This window comes from Paracoccus sp. KR1-242 (assembly GCF_049446195.1).
GTDB lineage: Bacteria > Pseudomonadota > Alphaproteobacteria > Rhodobacterales > Rhodobacteraceae > Paracoccus > Paracoccus broussonetiae.
Genome location: NZ_JBMSED010000007.1, coordinates 47,065 through 67,320, shown reverse-complemented (window position 1 = coordinate 67,320; position 20,256 = coordinate 47,065). Strand labels below are relative to the sequence as shown.

The window sequence follows — 20,256 nt, the reverse complement described above, 5'->3', positions numbered from 1 at the left end:
CCATAAGGTTAGAATTTGGTGGAATTTCGCGCAATTCAAGCGGTATCTGCATCCGCTCATGCCGAAACTCCGGCGGTTGAATAGGATGTGATGTTCGGGTGCTGGCTTTTCAAGCATCCGCAACCGGGGTGGACAGGGGCAACATGGGGCGCCGCACCTGCTGCAATGCTTCTGGTATGCCGCAAGGACCGGGTCAGAACGTGTCCTTCATCGTGCGAAGTCTTGCAAAAACATCGGCATCCGATGCGCCTGTCATGCCCAGCCCGTCCCGCAATTCGCGCGGGCGCAGAAAGGGATTGGTCGCGCGTTCGTCATCCAGCGTCGCAGGTGCGCAGGGGCGGCGACCCGCAGCTGTGTCGTCCAGGCGTTGCCGCAATGCATCATTCCCGGAATCGACGGAAAGCGCGAACGCGCCGTTACCGCGGCAATAGTCATGCCCCGAACAGATGAGCGTCTGGCCGGGCAGGGCGTTCAGCCGAGACAGGCTTTCCCACATCATTTCGGCCGATCCCTCAAACAGGCGGCCGCAGCCCAGTGCCATCAGGCTGTCTGCCGTGAAGGCCATGCCGGACTGGGGCAGGTGAAAGGCGACATGGCCGATCGTATGGCCGGAAACATCGATCACTTCGGCGGCTTCGCCGCAGATCTCGACGCTGGCGCCGACCGCGGCCTGCAGGTCCAGGCGGGGCAGACGGGCGGCATCCGCGGGATTTCCCATGACCTTTGCCCCGGTCGCTGCCACGATCTCGGGGACGGCCTGGATGTGATCTGCATGATGATGGGTCAGGGCGATCAGGTTAAGCGTCCAGCCGCGCGCTTTCAATTCGGCCAGGATCGGCGTGGCCTCGGGCGCGTCGATCAGTGCGGTCTGCCCGTTTCCATGAAGAAGCCAGGCATAGTTGTCGGTCAGGCAGCGGACGGGAACCAGTTCCAGCGGCATTGGCAATTCCTTTACTTTGCAGCAGTCTGGCCCGACGGAACGAGAGGCGCAATGCATCAGGACGTGATCGAGCTGCGAAAGTTCTACTACAGCCGGGCGCTGGGGCGCGTGGTGCAAAAGGTGCTGCGCGACCGGCTGACGCAATCCTGGCCGCCCGACCAATCCGCGGGCATGACCGTGGCAGGATACGGCTTTGCCGCGCCACTGCTGCGACCCTATCGGGGCCGCGCGCGTCGGGTCATCAGCCTGATGCCGGGGCCGCAAGGGGTGATGGCTTGGCCGCCCGGCCTGCCGAACTGCTCGGTCCTGTGCGAAGAGACCGCGTGGCCGCTGGATACGGGCAGCGTCGATCGCCTGGTGCTGCTTCACGCGCTGGAATCCGGCGACAACCCGCAGGCGCTGCTGGCCGAGGCGTCGCGCGTCCTTGGTCCCGGCGGCAGAATGCTGGTCATGGCCACCAATCGGGCCGGGCTGTGGGCGCGTTCGGATGCGACGCCGTTCGGCTTCGGAAGAAGCTACACCGCCGGACAGCTGGAAGCGCTGGCGCGCAGCGCGGGATTCGTCACCGAGGCGACGGGGGCCGCGCTTTACATCCCGCCCTCGGACCGGCGCTTCTGGCTGCGCAGCGCACAGATGTGGGAGCGGACCGGACTGCGCATCAGCCAGATGCTGGTGGCGGGCGTGACCCTGGCCGAGTTCAGCAAGCAGGTGCAGGCCCCCATCGGCAAGACAAGACGCGTCAGCGTGCCAAGCCCGCTGGATGTGCTGGAGGGCATCGCCCGTCCGAAGCCCGCCACTGGGCGCGGAAAACACGTCCGCGAAGGCAAGGGACAGCTTTCCCGCGACGGTTGAATTTCGGCAAACTTCCTCTCGGAATGGTAAGTGTCGGCGGATCGCCGCGTGGCGTTAGCGCCACCGTTCTTCCATACCACGCGGCGTCATCGAACTAAGGGCGGAAACGCTCGCTTTTCCGTGTGCAATGCGGTTGCGGCACAAGAAATCACCTGCTAAGGACGCGGCAGATTTTCGGGAACGTTCGGTCGGGCACGGCTTGGAGTTCCTCTTGACCTGCGCTCCGTGACAGACCGGTTCCACTGACCGGCCCGCCAGCGGAGCTTGCGCAAACCGGAAGGATGACCGTGGCCAATTCCGCTTCGATTTCCGCTGATATCGCCGGGCGTTATGCACAGGCCCTTTTCGAACTGGTGAAGGATTCGGGTCTTGATGCCCTGTCCACGCAAGTCGACGACCTGGCTGCCGCCTATGGTAAAAGCGCGGATCTTCGTGACCTGACCGTCTCGCCGCTTTACGACCGCAACGCGCAGGAGGCCGCGATTTCCGCATTGGCCGAACGCATGGGGCTGTCGGTCGAGCTGGCGAACACGCTGCGCCTGCTGGCCCGGAACCGCCGGTTGTTCACGTTGCCCCAATTCATCGCCAAGCTGCGCGGCCTGATCGCCGAAGCCAAGGGCGAAGTCACCGCCGATGTCGTCAGCGCGCAGGAGCTGACCAAGGACCAGAAGACCCGCCTGGCCGAGACTCTCGCCAGCAAATCGGGCAAGAAAGTCAAGCTGAACACGCGCGTCGATGAGAGCCTCATCGGCGGCATGATCGTCAAACTGGGCTCGCAGATGATCGACAGCTCGATCCGCTCGAAGCTCGCCTCCCTCCAGAATGCTATGAAAGAGGTCGGATAATGGGAATCCAGGCAGCCGAAATCTCGGCCATCCTCAAGGATCAGATCAAGAATTTCGGTCAGGACGCCGAGGTGGCCGAGGTCGGGCAGGTGCTGTCCGTCGGTGACGGTATCGCCCGCGTCTATGGCCTGGACAAGGTCCAGGCTGGCGAGATGGTCGAATTCCCGGGCGGCATCCGCGGCATGGTGCTGAACCTTGAAACCGACAACGTCGGCATCGTGATCTTCGGCGACGACCGTTCGATCAAGGAAGGCGACACCGTCAAACGTACCGGCGCCATCGTGGAAGTTCCCGCCGGCAAGGGTATGCTGGGACGCGTCGTCGACGCGCTCGGCAACCCGATCGACGGCAAGGGCCCGCTGGAAAACGTCGAGCGCCGCATTGCCGACGTGAAGGCCCCCGGCATCATGCCGCGCAAATCGGTTCACGAACCGATGGCGACCGGCCTGAAATCGGTTGACGCCATGATCCCCGTCGGCCGCGGCCAGCGCGAGCTGATCATCGGCGACCGCCAGACCGGCAAGACCGCGATCGCGCTCGACACGATCCTGAACCAGCAGAACTACAACGGCCGCGAAGCCGATGGCATGAAGACGCTGCACTGCATCTACGTCGCCGTGGGTCAGAAGCGTTCGACCGTCGCGCAGCTGGTGAAGAAGCTGGAAGAAACCGGTGCGATGGCCTATACGACCGTCGTCGCCGCGACCGCATCGGACCCGGCTCCGATGCAGTACCTGGCGCCCTATTCGGCGACCGCCATGGGCGAATATTTCCGCGACAACGGCATGGACGCCCTGATCATCTATGATGACCTGTCCAAGCAGGCCGTTGCCTATCGCCAGATGTCGCTGCTGCTGCGCCGTCCGCCGGGACGCGAAGCCTATCCGGGCGACGTCTTCTATCTGCACTCGCGCCTGCTGGAGCGTTCGGCCAAGCTGAACGAAGACAACGGCGCCGGTTCGCTGACGGCCCTGCCGATCATCGAAACCCAGGCAGGCGACGTGTCGGCCTATATCCCGACCAACGTGATCTCGATCACCGACGGCCAGATCTTCCTGGAAACGGAACTGTTCTTCCAGGGCATCCGCCCGGCCGTTAACACCGGTCTGTCGGTGTCGCGCGTCGGCTCGGCCGCACAGACCAAGGCGATGAAATCCGTTGCCGGCCCGGTCAAGCTGGAACTGGCCCAGTATCGCGAAATGGCTGCCTTCGCGCAGTTCGGCTCGGACCTGGATGCCGCCACGCAGAAGCTGCTGAACCGCGGTGCGCGCCTGACCGAGCTGATGAAGCAGCCGCAATACTCGCCGCTGACCAACGCCGAGATCGTGATCGTCATCTATGCCGGTACCAAAGGCTATATCGATGCCATTCCGGTCAAGGACGTGACCAAGTGGGAGCAGGGCCTGATCCAGTATCTGCGCAACCAGAAAGCCGATCTGCTTGATGACATGACCCGGAACGACCGCAAGATCGCGGGCGAGCTGGAAGCATCGATCAAGGCAGCGCTGGACGGTTACGCCAAGACCTACGCCTGAGGGGAGGGATAGATGCCCAGCCTCAAGGATCTAAAGAACCGGATCGGCAGCGTTAAGAACACGCGCAAGATCACCAAGGCGATGCAAATGGTCGCCGCCGCGAAACTGCGCCGCGCGCAGGAAGCGGCGGAAGCCGCGCGGCCCTATGCTGATCGGATGGCTGCTGTCATGGCCGGGTTGACCGCTTCGGCGGCCGGCTCGGACGCGGCGCCGCGCCTGCTGGCGGGAAGCGGCGACGATCGCCGTCACCTGCTGGTGGTGATGACCTCGGAGCGCGGGCTTGCGGGCGGGTTCAACTCGTCCATCGTCAAGCTTGCCCGTCAGCACCTTGCCGAGCTTCGCTCGCAGGGCAAAGAGGTGACCATCCTGACCGTGGGCAAGAAGGGCCGCGAGCAGCTGAAACGTGATTTCGGCGACCTGTTCGTCCATCACGTCGATCTGAGCGAAGTCAAACGCATTGGCTATGACAATGCGCGCGGCATCACCGACGAGATCCTGGAACGCTTCGACGCGGGCCAGTTCGACGTGGCCACGCTGTTCTACAACCGGTTCGAATCCGTCATCAGCCAGATTCCGACTGCCCGGCAGATCATCCCCGCCGTTCTCGACGAGACGGCCGAGGCCGGTGCCTCGGCGCTCTACGACTATGAGCCGGACGAAAACGCGATCCTGACCGACCTGTTGCCCCGTTCGGTGGCAACGCAGGTCTTCGCGGCGCTGCTGGAGAATGCGGCGTCCGAACAGGGCGCGCGGATGAGCGCCATGGACAACGCCACGCGCAACGCGGGCGACATGATCGACCGCCTGACCACCGAGTATAACCGCTCGCGTCAGGCTGCGATCACCAAGGAACTGATTGAAATCATCTCGGGCGCCGAGGCGCTCTGACACGTAGGGGTATAACATGGCAGAGGCCAAAGGAAAAATCACGCAGGTGATCGGCGCCGTCGTGGACGTACAGTTCGACGGCCAACTTCCCGCGATTCTGAACGCTCTTGAGACCGAGAACAACGGCAAGCGCCTGGTTCTGGAAGTCGCGCAGCATCTGGGCGAAAACACCGTCCGCACCATCGCCATGGACGCGACCGAAGGTCTGGTCCGTGGTCTGCCGGTCACCGACCTGGGCGAGCCGATCATGGTTCCGGTGGGCGACGTGACGCTGGGCCGCATCCTGAACGTCGTGGGCGAGCCCGTCGACGAAGGTGCGCCGCTGACCGTCACCGACAAGCGTGCGATCCACCAGCCGGCTCCGGACTTCGCCTCGCAGGCGACGGCTTCGGAAATCCTGGTCACCGGCATCAAGGTCATCGACCTGCTGGCACCCTATTCCAAGGGCGGCAAGATCGGCCTGTTCGGCGGCGCAGGCGTGGGCAAGACCGTTCTGATCATGGAACTGATCAACAACATCGCGAAAGTGCACTCGGGCTACTCGGTGTTCGCGGGCGTTGGCGAACGGACCCGTGAAGGCAACGACCTGTATCACGAGATGGTCGAATCGGGCGTTATCGTTCCGGACAATCTGCCGGAATCGAAAGTGGCGCTGGTCTATGGCCAGATGAACGAGCCGCCGGGAGCCCGTATGCGCGTCGCGCTGACCGGTCTGACGCTGGCCGAACAGTTCCGCGATGCCTCCGGCACCGACGTTCTGTTCTTCGTCGACAACATCTTCCGCTTCACCCAGGCTGGTTCGGAAGTGTCGGCGCTGCTGGGCCGTATCCCGTCCGCCGTGGGCTACCAGCCGACGCTGGCCACTGACATGGGCGCGATGCAGGAACGCATCACCTCGACCAAGAAGGGCTCGATCACCTCGATCCAGGCCGTCTACGTCCCGGCCGATGACTTGACCGACCCGGCTCCGGCCACGACCTTCGCCCACCTTGACGCCACGACCGTTCTGTCGCGCGCGATCTCGGAACTCGGGATCTACCCGGCCGTCGACCCGCTCGACTCGAACTCGCGGATCCTTGATCCGGCGGTTGTCGGTGAAGATCACTACAACGTCGCGCGTTCGGTTCAGGGTATCCTGCAGAAGTACAAGTCGCTGCAGGACATCATCGCCATCCTTGGCATGGACGAACTGTCGGAAGAGGACAAACTGACGGTGACCCGCGCCCGGAAGATCCAGCGCTTCCTGTCCCAGCCCTTCGACGTTGCGAAAGTCTTCACCGGCTCGGACGGCGTCCAGGTTCCGCTGGAAGACACGATCAAGTCGTTCAAGGCTGTGGTCAATGGCGAGTACGATCACCTGCCGGAAGCCGCCTTCTACATGGTCGGTGGCATCGAGGAAGTGAAAGCCAAGGCTCAGCGTCTCGCCGCTGACGCGGCGTAAGGGGGCAACATGGCCGACACGATGCAGTTCGACCTCGTCTCGCCGGAACGGAACCTGCTTTCCGTTCCCGTGCGCGAGGTGCGCCTGCCCGGCGCCGATGGCGACCTGACGGCGATGCCCGGCCATGCGCCGGCCATCGTCAACCTGCGGCCCGGTCTTGTGACCGTGGTCAAGGCTGACGGGTCGGAGACGGAATTCGCGGTGACCGGCGGCTTCGCCGAGATCAACAACGAATCCGTCACCCTTCTGGCCGAGCGTGGCCATCCGCGCGCCGAAATGACGCAAGAGATCTTCAACGAGATGATGGCTCAGGCCCAGCGTCAGGTGAAGGTCGCGAAGGAGCGTTCGAGCACGGGCGAAGAGATCGTCGCAGCAGCCGTCAAGCTGCTTGCGGATATGGAGGCCCTTGGCACCCATATCGGTCTGGACCCGGAAAAGTCGAACTTCCTGCACTAAGCGGCGCTGCGATGCCAGACAACAGTAAGCCCCGGAGGTTCCGGGGCTTTACTAGTTTTGAAGGCAGCGTTGAAATATGCACCGGAGGTAACGGTTTTGCGGCGATTCGATCACTTCGCGGTCGGTGTGGCCAGCGGTGTCGTGGACATGTTCTCGGCATTCGAAGACGGCAGCGCGATGTGGACGGGCGAGGGGCCGCGACTGGAACGCCGCGAGGTTCGCTTTAGCGAACCCTTTGTCGAACCGCCGAGCGTGCAGGTGTCGATGGTGATGTGGGACATCGGCGCCAATGCGAACCAGCGCGCCGACCTGCGCGCGGCCGAGGTCAGCCGCGACGGTTTCCAGATCGAGTTTCGCACCTGGGGCGACACCCGCGTTGCCCGCGTCCGGGCCAGCTGGATGGCGATCGGGCCGTTGCGCCACAATGACGATTTCGAGGACGACTAGGTCTTTCAGGCGCGCTCAAGGTTCAGCCGGATCAGTTCGGCCGTCTGGGTCGGATGCGTGATCGGCAGCATGTGCGAGGCGTCCTGAACCACGGCCCGGCCGACATCCTGAAGACGCGATGCCAAGGCCTGGGCGATCGAGGGAATCGAGTTCGGCGAATCCTGCCCCATGATCAGCATCACCGGTGCGTCGATTGATTCCAGCCCGTCCGGCCGCAGGATATTGGCGCTGTCATGCAGCAGGGTGTCATTGCCGGAAACGACCATTGCCATCTGCCGCGCCAATCGCTTGCGAGCAGCCGGGGTCTGCATGTCCCAATCGAGACCACCCCATGTCGTCAGAAAGCGCCGCGCCGCATCCTCGGGCGCACCATTTTGCGCCATCTCGCTGATTTCCTGCAATTCCTCGGTATCGTCGGGATCGGGCGAGGCTGCGAAAAGAACCGGTTCGATCAGTGTCAGGCTGCGCACGGCCTCGGGTGCCGCGACCGCGATGCGCAGGGCGACCGTCGCACCGATGCTGTGCCCGATCAGGTCCAGCGGACGCGTGATCAGGGCCGCCGCCTGCCGGGTGACGGTGGTGTGAAAGTCTGGTGGGCCGCCATCCCAGTCGGGACTGGCGCCGTGGCCGGGCATGTCAGGCGCAGTTATCTGCACCAGATCCTGAAGCTGCGCGGCGATGGGGCGCCAATAGCTGGCATTGCCCATCATGCAATGCAGCGCCAGCGCCGGGCGATCCTGGTTGCCCGGCCATGTTCTTGGGCTCATGTCGATCACAGCGCGGCGAGGTGCCGGTCCAGGAAGTCGAGCCTGTCCTGTCCCCAGAAACGTTCGTTGCTTTCGCGCACGATATAGAAGGGAGCGCCGAAGACACCGGCTTCGACGGCTTCCTCAAGATTGCGCTCATATACCTGTGCGCCGATGAAAAGCCCGCTGTTGACGAGACCCGGATCAAAGCCCGCGCCAGACAGTTTGGCGCGGATGACCTCATCATCGGCGATGTCCAGCTGTTCGGCCCAGACGGCGCGGACAAAGCTTTGCACCAGCCCGGCCAGATCCCCTCCGCCAGCCTTTTGTGCCGCAATCACGGCATAGGCCGAGGGGGCGGCGTTTACCGGCCAGAAGGCGGGACGCATGTTCAGGGGCAGTCCCAACAGGTCGGACCAGCGCCGCAATTCCTGATCGCGATACTCCAGCCGCGAAGGATGGCGGTTCGCCGGACGAACGCCGCCGGTCCGGTCGAAAAGCTGAAGCAGGTCGACGGGTTTGTAAGTGATCTCGGCCCCGTGCCGTGCGGCGATTTCCTCAAGCCGGGCACCGGCAAGATACGTCCAGGGGCTTTGTGTCCCAAAGTAATAGTCGATATGCGCCATAAGCGGGCCTCCGGGGTTTGCGGGCAAGCTAACCCGGTGATAAGCGGTGTGCAATCGCACGAATCCAGCAATAATCCAGCCAATTCTGATAGACGGAGCAAGCCATGCCGGCCATGACCGAACCCAAGCTTATTGCGGGCAATGCCAACCGGCCGCTGGCCAATGCCATTGCCCGGCGCATGTCGATGCATCGCGGCATGAACGTCGCTCCGATCGAGGCGCGCGTCGAACGTTTCAACGACCAGGAAATCTTCGTCGAGGTCTATGAGAACGTCCGTGGCGAGGACATGTTCATCATCCAGTCGACCTCGAATCCCGCGAACGATAACCTGATGGAACTGCTGATCATGACGGATGCGCTGAAGCGTTCGTCGGCATCGCGCATCACGGCGGTGATCCCCTATTTCGGCTATGCCCGGCAGGACCGCCGCGCCAAGGCGCGCACGCCGATCAGCGCCAAGCTGGTTGCGAACCTGCTGACCGAGGCGGGCGTCGACCGGGTCCTGACGCTGGACCTGCACGCCGCACAGATCCAGGGCTTCTTCGATATCCCGGTGGACAACCTTTACGCCGCTCCGGTCTTTGCGCTGGACATCAAGCACCATTTCAAGGACCGCCTGTCGGACCTGATGGTGATTTCCCCCGACGTCGGCGGCGTCGCGCGTGCGCGCGAACTGGCGCAGCGGATCGGAGCGCCCCTTGCCATCGTCGACAAGCGTCGCGAAAAGCCGGGCGAAATTGCCGAGATGACCGTGATCGGTGACGTGACGGGCAAGACCTGCATTATCGTCGACGACATCTGTGACACGGCCGGGACGTTGTGCAAAGCGGCGCAAGTGCTGACCGAGCATGGCGCGGTCGAAGTTCATGCCTATATCACGCACGGCGTGCTGTCCGGCCCCGCGGTCGAGCGCGTGCAGAAATCCGTAATGAAATCGCTGGTCATCACCGACTCGATCGAGCCGGGCGACAAGGTTCGTTCGGCCAGCAACATCCGCATCGTGCCGACCGCACCGATGTTCGCGCAGGCTATCCTGAACATCTGGAACGGCACTTCGGTCAGTTCGCTCTTCGAGGTCGATACGCTCGGTCCGATCTACGAAGGTCTTTATACCGGCTTCTGACAGACGGTATCGCGGCGTGGCCCATCCACGTCCGAAAGCCCCGGCGGCCAGATGGCGGCCGGGGCTTTTCCGTTGCAGGAAGGTCCCGTTACAGGAAGCGCGGGAACTCGATTTTCGGACAGCGATCCTCGATCACAGTCAGGCCGCGGGCGCGCGCGCGCTGCGCGGCGGGCTCGTGAAAGATGCCAAGTTGCATCCAGATCGTCCGCACATCACGCAGATGGGCAAGCGCCTCATCGACGATCGAGGGGATGGCCTCGGCCCGCCGGAAAATATCCACCATATCGACGCGAATATCGGCGGGAATCTGCGCAAGGCTGCCAAAGACGGGCTCGTCCAGGATCTCGGTGCCTGCATGAAACGGATTTACGGGAATCACTCGGTACCCTTGGGACTTCAGAAACCGTGCCACGCCCCAAGCGGGGCGCAACTCGTTCGGCGACAGACCGACCATGGCGATACAGCGTGTTTCGCGGGCGATTCGTGCAATGTCATCGTCCATCGGCGAAACACCGATGTCGCGAAGTATGGCATACTGCATGTGATCCTCCCCCAGATCTCAAACTAAAGTGGCATGGAAAAAGCGCCCGGTCCAGTGTATCTGGCCGGGCGCAAGTCGCGGAACGAGGGACAGTGATCTGAACATGAGCGTTCCGTGCCCATGTTCCCCAAATAAATGCGCACTGTGGCCCGAAAGTTCCACAGGCTTCACCATTTTGTGAAAAATTTACGGATGAAGGCGCGCCCAGACCGCCTTGGCCTGCATCAGCACGTGCTGCGGGTCGGCCAGAAGGCGCCTCCGTGCCGCTTCGGACCGCAAAAGATAGGTCCGCTGGCCGATCACGGCGAAATAGCGCGGGTTACCCGGCTCGGACCGACCCTCGGACAAAGCCACGACGCAAAGCCCGCCCAATCCCGGCGCGAATGCACGGGGATTGGCCTCGAACGCGGTGCGGTTGTCCTCGGTCGCAAAATGCCAGGACTTGCCGCGCCACATGGTCACGATGTCCGAGCGTCCCGGAATCGCCGCGCCCTCACGGCTATAGGAAACGGGATCCATGCCGTCCAATGCCCATTCCTGCGCCTGCGCGGCATGGCTCGCGAAGGTCAGGGACAGAAGCAGGGCGATAGTTCGAATCATGGCAGTGAGGAGGGCAATGCGAATGGGGATATGCTATTGATCTGACAAATCCCCGCCCGAATCTCAACCTGCGTGGGGCACAGCTATCCGCGTTGTGATTCCCAGCCTCAGATGCGTGAGGCCGCGTACAGCCCGACTGCCGCCGCGTTCGAGACGTTGAGCGATCCGAAATCCGCAGCAAAGGGAATGCGCAGGATCTTGTCGCAGGTCTCACGTGTGCGTTCGCGCAGGCCGGGTCCCTCGGCCCCAAGGACCAGGCAGAGGGCACGGCCAGACAGGGTGGCCAGCGCGTCGGGCAGGCTCTCTTCTCCGGTGCCGTCAAGCCCAAGGACCAGATAGCCCATCTCTTTCAATTCGATCAGTGCGTCCGCAAGGTTCCCCACCCGCAGATAGGGCTGTCGCTCCAGCGCGCCCGAGGCGGTCTTGGCCAATGCGCCGGTTTCAGGCGCGCTGTGGCGCGACGGCGCGATGACCGCGCGCGCGCCAAACACCTCGGCCGAGCGCAGGATCGCGCCGACGTTATGCGGATCGGTCACGCGGTCCAGCGCAACCAGCAGCGGCCTGCCCGGACCCGAAAGCGCCAGATCTGCCAGGTTGCCCCATTTCAGGGGCTTCACCTCAAGCGCGGCCCCCTGGTGGACGCTTTCTGGGGGAAGGGGCACGGACTTGTCGAAGCTGCGCGCATCCGCGATCTCTGGTTCGATCCCATCGGGCAGGGGTCCCAGCCGGTCCAGCGCGTTCTGGGTCACGACAAGGCGCAGCTTTTCACGGGCGGGGTTGGCCAGCGCGTCGCGGACCGCGTGCAGGCCGAACAGCCAGACAGTTTCGGCGGCAGCGGCACGGCGCGCACGTTCCTTGTCGATTACCCAGGTGGGCTTCTTCGTTTTCTGCGGTTTCTCGGCCATGACGCTTCCTTGCTTGCGTTAGTGGTAGCGCAGAAATCGCCGACAAATGCAACCTTTCGCTGGGTCCTGCACAGTTCTTGCCGGCAGGATGATTTTTCCCCGTTTCAGCGCTTGACGCCCCCGCCCCCTATGGGTAATCACCCCCCACGCCGAGGCGTTCGGCGGGCGACGTGCTGCAAGGTGCGGCAGCGGACTGTAACTCCGCCGGGGAGACCCATGCCTGGTTCGATTCCAGGGTCGCCCACCATTTCCCAATATGACATGATATTGAAGATGGTGGATGAACGCCCAGATGCGCGGCGCATGAATCCCAAGGAAACAATGCGTTATGGATGCGCGACGGGTGCTGTGATCGCGCATTTTCAATGCTTGCCGGCTATGCCCCCGCTTCACCCTGCTTGCTTGCGACGCGGGCCAGGAACCGTTCGACGTCAATGATGGCACGGTTGTGGGTCCCTTCGCCGATCAGGCCAGCATCGTCGTGGCAGGATACCCGGAACGTCAACGTCCGTCCTTGAACCGAGGTAAGTTCGACCTCTGCCGTGATCCGCATTCCGACCGGAGTTGCGGCGACATGGCTCATGTCCACGCGGGTTCCGACGGTATGCTGCCCTGCCTGCAGGTATGGGCGAAGCGCTGTGATGCAGGTCTGCTCCATGAACCCCACCATGATCGCCGTGGCGAGGACCGGGGGCATGTCGGCAAAGCCGGGCCAGTCGGGCGCAATGGCGGGGACTGTGTGGCGCGCCTCAACTCGCATGGTCTCGCGGTGAAGCAAACCAAGGGCGGGAGTGCTCATATCCGTCCTACCCGCATGTTGATGGGCCAGGTGACGCGATGCGCGTGCCGGTCGTCACCCCAAAGGTCGGAAAGTTCCCGGACGAAGTCGGTCAGGATGCCGTCCTGTCCCGCATCGACGGCGCGGCGCACGGCGGACCAGGTCGAGATATAGCCCAGGAACTCGCCCAGTTCCCAATCTCGTTCGATGGCAAGGGTGGGGGCAGGCAGTTCGTCGAACGGGAACTCGATATCGGCGTAGCCGCCGTCGACCAGCTTGCGCTCTGCTGGCCAGAACGGGTCGATCTCGTCGCGGTAGAACTTTGTAAACCGGTCGTTCAGGGCGTTGTCGTCAAGATGCAGGACGCCATAGCTGATCAGGGCGATGATCGCATCCGGGACGGCAAGGCGGCGCGCTTGGGCATAGAATGCGGGGCGGTCGAACCAATGTGCGGCCTGCGCGGCTGCGATCAGGTCGGCCCCGTGGTCACCCAGCGGGATGTCCTCGGCGGCGGAGCGAAGATAGGTGACGCGCGGGTGCCTCGTGGCGTTTTCCACCTGTTCGGCGCTGGGGTCCAGTCCGATCACCTCGTCGAAATGCTCGGCCAGTTGCACGGTCAATTGACCGGTTCCACAGCCGACGTCCAGTGCCCGCCCGTGACCGGGGGTAAGCTCCGCCAGCCGGGCCGCCAGCTGCGGCGGATATTCCGGCCGGAACAGGGCATAGCTGCGCCCGCCCTGGTCGAACCAGTTGGTCCGGTTCGAAGTCTTGGTCATGTTTGTTTCCTTTCCTGTGCCGCCAGCCGCAGCCTTGCCGCAAAACCGGTGCGTTCCAGCGCATCAGCCGCGTCTTCAAGGGCTAGCCGCAGGGGGTGGCCGGTCTCGGCTTCCAGCGCCTCGATCGTGGCGAAGGTGTCCTGCCAATGGTTCTGAAGGATGCCCAGCATCGCGCTGCCGCGTTCGGTCACGTGCAAGGCGCTTTTGCGGCCGTCCTCGACCCCCTCGCGAGCAAGAAGCCCGTCCATGACCATCAGTGCGACGGTCTGACTGACGGCGCCTTGGGTCAGGTGGCTGTGTGCGACGATTTCCGTCACCGTGGCATGTCCCGCGATCAATGCGCGCAGAATCGGCGTGTAGCGGGGGCGATAGGGCAGGCCAAGTTCACGATATCGCTGCGCGGCGCCAGCATCGACCAACTCGCCGACATATCGCAGAAGCTCACCCAGTCCGGGCGGATGCATGGTTTTCATGGGCGGATTTTATATTAGCACTAATGTAAAAACAAGGGTGGCGCCTGTGCGTGGGGAGAATGGGCTGTTGAAAGCACTCGTTATGCCGGCGGGCGGCTGTGATCGTGCGAGATTGGCGGATTCATCAGTTTCGAAGGCTGAGCGTGTCATGTGCGGGTGAGCCGCGTCATCCCGGCATAAGTATAGATAATAGATTGAGATGCAGAAATTAATTCTTGCAAAAATCTATGATGAAGTTAGCAAACATCCCCCAGAACAGGAATTATCTGGAAATCGGAGGTCGGGATGCCCGAAGACTCTTGGGCGACACGCCATGACTGGACTCGTGATGAGGCGACGCAGATCTATCGTCAGCCCTTCACGGACCTGCTGCTGCAGGCGCAGACGGTTCATCGGGAGAATTTTGAACCGAACCGGGTGCAGGTCAGCCGCCTGCTGTCCGTTAAGACCGGCGGCTGCCCCGAGGATTGCGGTTATTGCAGCCAGTCCGCCCGCAACGGCGCGACGCTGAGCGCCTCGAAGCTGATGGAGGTCGAGCGCGTCCTGACCGAGGCGCGGCGCGCACGGGACGCCGGGGCCACCCGCTATTGCATGGGCGCCGCCTGGCGTGAGCCGAAGGATCGCGACCTGCCGGCGCTTGTGGCGATGATCCAGGGCGTGCGCGCGCTGGGGATGGAAACCTGCATGACGCTGGGGATGCTGTCGGATCACCAGGTGCATGAGTTGAAGCAGGCGGGGCTGGATTACTACAACCACAATATCGACACCTCGGAAGGCTTCTACCCGCAGGTCGTCAGCACTCGCAGCTTTGCCGACCGTCTCCAGACCCTTGCGCGTGTCCGAGAGGCGGGGATCAAGGTCTGCTCGGGCGGAATCCTGGGTCTTGGCGAGGCGGCGGGCGATCGTGTGGACATGCTGTTGGCCCTGGCCAATCTGCCCGTTCATCCCGAAAGCGTTCCGATCAACATGCTGATCCCGATGCCCGGAACGCCGCTTGAGGCGGCAGCGCCGATCGACCCTCTGGATTTCGTGCGCACGACCGCATTGGCCCGGATCCTGATGCCCCAAAGCTATGTCCGCCTTTCCGCGGGCCGCACCGCAATGAGCGACGAGATGCAGGCCCTTTGCTTCATGGCCGGGGCAAATTCGATCTTCATGGGGGACACGCTTCTGACCGCCGCGAACCCGGCCGAGGATCGCGACCGCCAGCTTTTCGACCGGCTGGGCATCCGCCCCGAGGGTCTGCAGGAAGCGGCGGAATGACGCTTTCGGCGCATCAGGGCTTGCTCGACAGCCTTGCGCAGCGTCAGCGTCTGCGCGAATTGCGCCCCGTTCAGGGGATCGATTTCGCCTCGAACGACTATCTTGGCCTGCGCATGTCGCCCTTGCTGGGGGAACTGGCAAATGTCGCTCTGCAAAGCGGTATTCCGGTCGGCTCTGGTGCGGCGCGGCTGCTGCGGGGCAATCACGATCCCCTGGCAGCGCTTGAGGCAGAGGCTGCGGCTTTCTTCGGAACCGGCAGCGCGCTTTATTTCGGTTCCGGCTTCTCGGCCAATCTTGCCATCTTTTCGGCCCTGCCGCAGGCCCTTGACCTGGTTCTCCACGACGCCTTGCTGCACGCCAGTTCGCGCGACGGCATCCGGCTTGGCCGTGCCGAAAGCCGGGCCTTTGCGCATAACGATTTGGAGAGCCTGCGACAGGTGCTGCGCGATTGGCGGCGCGATGGCGGCATGGGCCGTGTCTGGATCGCGGTCGAGAGCCTTTATTCCATGGACGGCGACCTTGCTCCCGTCGCGGCGCTGGCGGCACTGGCCGAGGCAGAGGATGCCTTCCTGATCGTGGACGAGGCCCATGCAACCGGCGTCCTAGGTCCCGGCGGGCGCGGCATCGCGGCGGGTCTGGCGGGGCAAGAGCGGATCGTCCTGATGCATGGCTGCGGCAAGGCGCTTGCCGTGCAGGGCGCCTTTGTCTGTGCGGCGCCGGCGCTGATCTCGGTTCTGGTGAATCGCGCCCGCAGCTTTATCTATTCCACCGCGCCATCGCCGCTGCTGGCCCAGATCCTGCGCGGCGTGCTGGCCCATCTTGCGCAGGACGCGACACGGCGGCGGGCATTGCAGGCGCGGGTCGATCGCATTGCTGTCCGCGCACGGCAGATCGGCCTTGCCCCCAGCGGCAGTCACATCCAGCCGGTACCCGTGCCGGGCGATGCCCGCAGCCTTGCGGCCTCGGAGATGCTGGCGGGGCAGGGCTTCGACATCAGGGCCATCCGCGCGCCGACGGTCCCCAAGGGGGCCGAGCGGCTGCGGCTGTCCATCACCATGAACCCCGAGGATGGCCAGATCGACATGCTGTTCGACCTGCTGGGGCATCTTGCGGCAAAAGGAGACATCGGATGACGGCTTTCGTCGTAACCGGGACCGATACTTGCATCGGAAAGACCATGTTCTCGGCCGGGCTGACCGCGCGTCTTGGCGGGCATTACTGGAAACCCGTGCAGTCCGGGCTGGACGAGCAGACCGACAGCGAAATCGTCGCGGAATTGTCGGGCCGTCCCGTCCTGCCCGAGGCATGGCGGCTGCGTCTGCCGGCCTCGCCCCATATCGCCGCCGCACGTGAGGGGGTGGCAATCGATATTCGCACGATTGATCCGCCACCGATCCGTCCCCTGGTGATCGAGGGGGCGGGCGGATTGATGGTGCCGCTGGACGCCAAACGGACCTTCCTTGACCTTTTCGCGACCTGGGGCTTGCCGGTGATCCTGTGCGCGCGCACCGCACTTGGCACGATCAACCACAGCCTTCTGTCCCTTGCCGCCCTGCGCCGTGCGGGGGTTCCGGTCCACGGCATCGCCTTTGTTGGTGCGCCCGAACCCGAAGTTGAAGCCACGATCGAACGGATGGGACGGGTGCGCCGCCTTGGCCGGCTGGACTGGATGGGACAGGTCAGCCCCGAGCGCCTGACCCACGCCTTTGATGCCGGGTTTCCCGTGGACGCCTTTCGCGTGGAGGGGGCATGACCTCTCCGATCTGGCATCCCTTCACGCAGCACGCGCTGTTTCCCGCGATGCGCCCGGTGGTTTCGGCCGAGGGCGCCTGGCTTCTGGATGAGGACGGGCGGCAGGTCTTTGACGCGATCTCGTCATGGTGGGTAGTGACCCATGGCCATTGCCATCCACGCATCGTTCAGGCGATCCGGGATCAGGCCGGGCGTCTGGATCAGGTGATCTTTGCCGGTCACACCCATGAACCCGCCCGCGAATTCGCCGATGGGCTTTTGAAGATGGTGCCTGCGGGGCTGAGCCGCGTCTTTTTCAGCGACAGCGGTTCGACCTCGGTCGAGGTCGCGCTGAAGATGGCGTTGGGCCATTTCCGGCATCTGGGCAGCCCGCGCCACCGCGTCGTGGTGATGCAGGGCAGCTATCACGGCGATACCGTCGGGACGATGTCGGCGGGCGAAAGGGGCAGCTTCACCCAGCCCTATGAACCGCTGCTGTTCGGGGTCGACCGGATTCCGTTCCCCGAGCCGGGCTCGGAGCAGGCGACTCTGGACAGTCTTGAACGCTTTGCTCGCGATCCCACCACGGCGGCGCTGTTGATTGAGCCGCTGGTGCTGGGGGCGGGCGGAATGCGGTTTTACCAGCCCGCGATCCTTGCCGAGATGGCGGCCATCTGCGCGCGCCACGGAGTCTTGCTGATTGCGGACGAGGTGATGACCGGCTGGGGCAGGACCGGCCGCTTCCTCGCATGCGATCACGCGGGCGTCGCGCCGGACATCCTGTGTCTTTCGAAAGGGATCACGGGGGGGCATCTGCCGCTGGCGGTAACGCTGTGCCGCGAGGAGATCTTCCAGTCGCATTGGTCGACGGACCGAAGCCGGACATTCTTCCATTCCTCGTCCTATACCGCGAACCCCATCGCCTGCGCCGCGGCCTGTGCCAACCTTCAGATATGGCGAGAAGAGCCCGTGCAGGCGCGGATCGACGCGGTGGCGGCAGAACAGGCCGAAGGCGCGATGCGGCTGGAGGGGCATCCCGGCCTGACCTCCGTCCGGTGCATGGGCACGATCCTTGCCGCCGAGATCGGGGCGGGGGGCGCGGATTACATGGCCGATACCGGCCCCGCACTGATGCGCTTTTTCGCCGAGCGCGACCTGCTGATCCGGCCGCTGGGGCGCACGGTCTATCTGCTGCCGCCCTATTGCAGCACCGGGGCGGAGCTGCGCGCCTGTCATGACGCGATGATCGAGGCCGCAGATGTCTTCGGCTGATCCCGGCGTTCGCATGGCTGGCTTTGGCCACTACCTGCCCACGCGCTGCGTCGAGAACGCCGAGATCGAGGCCGAGATGGATCTGCCCCCGGGCTGGATCGCGGCGCGCAGTGGGATCGGGGCGCGCCATTATGCTGCCCCTGACCAGGCGCTGAGCGATCTGGCCATTCCCGCGGGTGCGATGGCGCTGCGGCAGGCGGGATGTGCGCCGGACAGGGTCGGGTTGTTGCTGCTCGCGACATCGACCCCCGATCACCTGCTGCCGCCGACCGCGCCGCTGGTCGCGCATCGCCTTGGGCTGGGATGCGGGGCGGTCGATCTGGCCGGGGCCTGTGCGGGCTTCGTGCACGCGCTGATCCTTGGTGCGGGACATGTGCGGCTAAGCGGCCAGCCCGTGCTGGTCATCGCGGCGAACCTGCTGTCGCGCAGGATCGATCCCGCCGACGTCTCGACCCGGATCCTGTTCGCGGATGCGGCGGGTGCGGTGCTTCTGGAGCCGGGTGCGCCGGGGCAGGGACCGCGCGCGACCCGCCTGCAATCGGACGGGGCGCATTACGATGCGATCCGGATCCCGCGCGGCGGCAGCCGTCTGCCCTTTGCCCCGGATGCGCTGGAGGGGCTGGGGATGCAGATGCCCGATGGCCGCGCGGTGTTTTCCATGGCGGTCGAGGCGATGGCGCAATCCGCGCGCGAGGTGATGGCGCTGGGCGGTGTCTCTCCCGCGGAACTGGGCTGCTGGGCGCCACACCAGGCCAATGCGCGCATCCTCGACAAGGTGGCAGACCGCACCGGGCTTTCCGACACCCTGCGGCTTGGCACGTTGCAGTGGCACGGCAACTCGTCGGCCGCGACCATTCCGCTTGCCATGTCGTGGCATGTGGCCGAGGCCGGCGGCCTGCCAGCGGGACCAATGTTGATCCAGGCCTTCGGCGCGGGTGCGATCTGGGGGGCTACCCTCTGGCAAGGCTAGGGGGAGGGGCTCGAATGCCCAGCTTTCGGGCAAATGCCCCCGGCCGCAACCTGAATCGGCCCGAACCTCATTCGCGCTGTATTTACAAACCTTTGCCGATACGTGATCTTTTTGCACATATATAGCGGGACCGGGCCAGCTCTGCTCTCGCATCGTTGACGGGAAGGAGGGTTCATGACTGCCCTTGCCGACAAGATTTCTGCCCGCGCCACCCCCACACGTTTCGTTGCAACCAATGGCCGCACTCTTGCCTATCGCGAGATCGGGTCCGGGCCACCCCTGATCCTGTGCCTGCGCTTTCGCGGTGTATTGGACAGTTGGGATCCCGCTTTCCTGGACCACCTCGCGCGCAGCTTTCGCGTGATCACCTTCGATTATTCCGGCCTTGGCCAATCGGGAGGAGAGGCAAGCTATCGGGCCGAGGCGATGGCGCGGGACGTGATCGACCTTGCCGATGCGCTGGCCGTCGATACCTTCGCGCTGGCGGGCTGGTCCATCGGCGGGCTGGCCGCGCAGGCGGCGACCTGCATGGTGCCCGACCGCGTGTCACATCTGGTCCTGATCGGCACCACGCCCCCCGGTCCGGTCGAGCATCCTTCCGAGCCGATCTTTCTTGAGACCGCGCTGAAACCGGTCAACGACCTTGCGGATGAGACGATCCTGTTCTTCGAACCGGCCTCGGCCGCCAGCCGCGCTGCGGCCGAGGCCTCGCACCAGCGCATCGCGGCCCGTCGGGGCGATCGCAGCCCGGAAATTCCGCCCGAAACCTATCTTCGGCTTCTGAAGGATCGCGCGGCCACCGATACGTTTCCAGACCCGGGCGGCTATCGTGATTTTCTGGCGCGAGGCACAGTCCCGATTCTTGTCATCAGCGGCGATCACGAAATCGTCTTTCCCGCGCCGAACTGGTTCGCGCTGAGCAGGGCGTGGAAGTCCCTGCATCTGGTGGTCCTGCCGCAGATGGGACACGGGCCACAGCACGAGGTTCCCGAACTCGCGGCGGAATGGATCGCGAGCTTCATCCGCCACCGCGCCAAGCCGCGCTAG

Annotated in this window: 23 protein-coding genes and 1 tRNA gene; 15 read left to right on the top strand and 9 right to left on the bottom strand. The window is 64.1% G+C overall.

All coding sequences use genetic code 11. From position 1 onward, the window contains the following. Positions 1–193: 193 nt before the first annotated feature. Complete coding sequence (gene gloB, locus ACO2Q4_RS11525; protein ID WP_423319411.1) at positions 194–940, bottom strand: hydroxyacylglutathione hydrolase; 747 nt, start codon at positions 938–940, stop codon at positions 194–196. A 51-nt stretch (positions 941–991) separates the two neighbouring features. On the opposite strand from gloB, the gene ACO2Q4_RS11520 reads away from it, so the two are divergent. From ACO2Q4_RS11520 to ACO2Q4_RS11490, 7 genes are all read left to right on the top strand, one after another. Beyond that, a complete protein-coding gene (locus ACO2Q4_RS11520; protein WP_311758954.1) occupies positions 992–1,792 on the top strand; it encodes a class I SAM-dependent methyltransferase in 801 nt (266 codons plus the stop codon). 287 nt (positions 1,793–2,079) lie between these two features. Continuing rightward, positions 2,080–2,637: a F0F1 ATP synthase subunit delta gene (locus tag ACO2Q4_RS11515; RefSeq protein WP_423319409.1), complete on the top strand. Its 558-nt coding sequence runs from the start codon at positions 2,080–2,082 to the stop codon at positions 2,635–2,637. After that, complete coding sequence (gene atpA / locus ACO2Q4_RS11510) at positions 2,637–4,172, top strand: F0F1 ATP synthase subunit alpha (RefSeq protein ID WP_395133828.1); 1,536 nt, start codon at positions 2,637–2,639, stop codon at positions 4,170–4,172. The genes ACO2Q4_RS11515 and atpA overlap by 1 nt, the downstream gene beginning before the upstream one ends. A 12-nt stretch (positions 4,173–4,184) precedes the next feature. Beyond that, positions 4,185–5,060 carry a F0F1 ATP synthase subunit gamma gene (locus ACO2Q4_RS11505; protein ID WP_311758957.1) on the top strand — a complete coding sequence of 292 codons (876 nt, stop codon included), beginning with the start codon at positions 4,185–4,187 and terminating at the stop codon, positions 5,058–5,060. A gap of 16 nt (positions 5,061–5,076) precedes the next feature. Continuing rightward, positions 5,077–6,501 (top strand): F0F1 ATP synthase subunit beta, encoded by a 1,425-nt coding sequence (gene atpD / locus ACO2Q4_RS11500; protein ID WP_311758958.1) that lies wholly within the window; start codon positions 5,077–5,079, stop codon positions 6,499–6,501. A 9-nt stretch (positions 6,502–6,510) separates the two neighbouring features. Then, complete coding sequence (locus tag ACO2Q4_RS11495) at positions 6,511–6,957, top strand: F0F1 ATP synthase subunit epsilon (RefSeq protein ID WP_311758959.1); 447 nt, start codon at positions 6,511–6,513, stop codon at positions 6,955–6,957. Positions 6,958–7,053: 96 nt separating this feature from the next. Continuing rightward, positions 7,054–7,404 (top strand): H-type lectin domain-containing protein, encoded by a 351-nt coding sequence (locus ACO2Q4_RS11490; RefSeq protein ID WP_311759061.1) that lies wholly within the window; start codon positions 7,054–7,056, stop codon positions 7,402–7,404. A 5-nt stretch (positions 7,405–7,409) separates the two neighbouring features. On the opposite strand, the gene ACO2Q4_RS11485 is transcribed toward ACO2Q4_RS11490, so the two are convergent. Next, positions 7,410–8,171, bottom strand: coding sequence for an alpha/beta fold hydrolase (locus tag ACO2Q4_RS11485; protein WP_395133830.1), 762 nt, complete (start codon positions 8,169–8,171; stop codon positions 7,410–7,412). 5 nt (positions 8,172–8,176) lie between these two features. Further along, positions 8,177–8,776, bottom strand: a complete 600-nt coding sequence (locus tag ACO2Q4_RS11480; RefSeq protein ID WP_311758961.1) for a 2-hydroxychromene-2-carboxylate isomerase — start codon at positions 8,774–8,776, stop codon at positions 8,177–8,179. A 104-nt stretch (positions 8,777–8,880) separates the two neighbouring features. Here ACO2Q4_RS11480 and ACO2Q4_RS11475 point away from each other — a divergent pair, with 104 nt between their 5' ends. After that, on the top strand, positions 8,881–9,900 hold the full coding sequence (locus ACO2Q4_RS11475) for a ribose-phosphate pyrophosphokinase (protein ID WP_311758962.1): 1,020 nt from the start codon (positions 8,881–8,883) through the stop codon (positions 9,898–9,900). An 88-nt stretch (positions 9,901–9,988) separates the two neighbouring features. Here ACO2Q4_RS11475 and ACO2Q4_RS11470 read toward each other — a convergent pair whose 3' ends face one another. The 3 genes from ACO2Q4_RS11470 to rlmB all read right to left on the bottom strand — a co-directional run bounded on the left by ACO2Q4_RS11470 (position 9,989) and on the right by rlmB (position 11,946). Beyond that, positions 9,989–10,441 (bottom strand): CoA-binding protein, encoded by a 453-nt coding sequence (locus ACO2Q4_RS11470; protein ID WP_311758963.1) that lies wholly within the window; start codon positions 10,439–10,441, stop codon positions 9,989–9,991. A 186-nt stretch (positions 10,442–10,627) separates the two neighbouring features. After that, on the bottom strand, positions 10,628–11,041 hold the full coding sequence (locus ACO2Q4_RS11465; protein WP_423319405.1) for a YHS domain-containing (seleno)protein: 414 nt from the start codon (positions 11,039–11,041) through the stop codon (positions 10,628–10,630). A gap of 107 nt (positions 11,042–11,148) precedes the next feature. Beyond that, entirely contained in the window at positions 11,149–11,946 is a 798-nt protein-coding gene (gene rlmB / locus ACO2Q4_RS11460) for a 23S rRNA (guanosine(2251)-2'-O)-methyltransferase RlmB (protein ID WP_395133834.1), read from the bottom strand. A 163-nt stretch (positions 11,947–12,109) separates the two neighbouring features. On the opposite strand from rlmB, the gene ACO2Q4_RS11455 reads away from it, so the two are divergent. Next, positions 12,110–12,193: transfer RNA gene (locus ACO2Q4_RS11455), tRNA-Tyr, on the top strand. 129 nt (positions 12,194–12,322) lie between these two features. Here ACO2Q4_RS11455 and ACO2Q4_RS11450 read toward each other — a convergent pair. Genes ACO2Q4_RS11450 through ACO2Q4_RS11440 form a run of 3 tightly spaced genes read right to left on the bottom strand, consistent with a single transcriptional unit; the run spans position 12,323 to position 13,973 of the window. Then, the gene (locus ACO2Q4_RS11450) at positions 12,323–12,745 is read right to left on the bottom strand and encodes a thioesterase family protein (protein ID WP_423319402.1); all 423 of its coding nucleotides are present in this window, start codon (positions 12,743–12,745) and stop codon (positions 12,323–12,325) included. Continuing rightward, positions 12,742–13,500, bottom strand: coding sequence for a class I SAM-dependent methyltransferase (locus tag ACO2Q4_RS11445; protein WP_423319400.1), 759 nt, complete (start codon positions 13,498–13,500; stop codon positions 12,742–12,744). Before ACO2Q4_RS11445 ends, ACO2Q4_RS11450 begins: the two co-directional genes overlap by 4 nt. Continuing rightward, the gene (locus tag ACO2Q4_RS11440; RefSeq protein WP_423319398.1) at positions 13,497–13,973 is read right to left on the bottom strand and encodes a MarR family transcriptional regulator; all 477 of its coding nucleotides are present in this window, start codon (positions 13,971–13,973) and stop codon (positions 13,497–13,499) included. The genes ACO2Q4_RS11445 and ACO2Q4_RS11440 overlap by 4 nt, the downstream gene beginning before the upstream one ends. A gap of 285 nt (positions 13,974–14,258) precedes the next feature. On the opposite strand from ACO2Q4_RS11440, the gene bioB reads away from it, so the two are divergent. From bioB to ACO2Q4_RS11410, 6 genes are all read left to right on the top strand, one after another. Continuing rightward, complete coding sequence (gene bioB / locus ACO2Q4_RS11435; protein WP_423319396.1) at positions 14,259–15,236, top strand: biotin synthase BioB; 978 nt, start codon at positions 14,259–14,261, stop codon at positions 15,234–15,236. Next, positions 15,233–16,369, top strand: a complete 1,137-nt coding sequence (locus ACO2Q4_RS11430; RefSeq protein WP_423319394.1) for an aminotransferase class I/II-fold pyridoxal phosphate-dependent enzyme — start codon at positions 15,233–15,235, stop codon at positions 16,367–16,369. The genes bioB and ACO2Q4_RS11430 overlap by 4 nt, the downstream gene beginning before the upstream one ends. Continuing rightward, positions 16,366–16,989: a dethiobiotin synthase gene (gene bioD / locus ACO2Q4_RS11425; RefSeq protein ID WP_423319393.1), complete on the top strand. Its 624-nt coding sequence runs from the start codon at positions 16,366–16,368 to the stop codon at positions 16,987–16,989. The genes ACO2Q4_RS11430 and bioD overlap by 4 nt, the downstream gene beginning before the upstream one ends. Beyond that, the gene (locus ACO2Q4_RS11420) at positions 16,986–18,239 is read left to right on the top strand and encodes an adenosylmethionine--8-amino-7-oxononanoate transaminase (protein ID WP_423319391.1); all 1,254 of its coding nucleotides are present in this window, start codon (positions 16,986–16,988) and stop codon (positions 18,237–18,239) included. The genes bioD and ACO2Q4_RS11420 overlap by 4 nt, the downstream gene beginning before the upstream one ends. Continuing rightward, a complete protein-coding gene (locus tag ACO2Q4_RS11415; protein WP_423319389.1) occupies positions 18,226–19,209 on the top strand; it encodes a beta-ketoacyl-ACP synthase 3 in 984 nt (327 codons plus the stop codon). The genes ACO2Q4_RS11420 and ACO2Q4_RS11415 overlap by 14 nt, the downstream gene beginning before the upstream one ends. A gap of 174 nt (positions 19,210–19,383) precedes the next feature. Continuing rightward, positions 19,384–20,256, top strand: a complete 873-nt coding sequence (locus ACO2Q4_RS11410) for an alpha/beta fold hydrolase (RefSeq protein WP_423319387.1) — start codon at positions 19,384–19,386, stop codon at positions 20,254–20,256.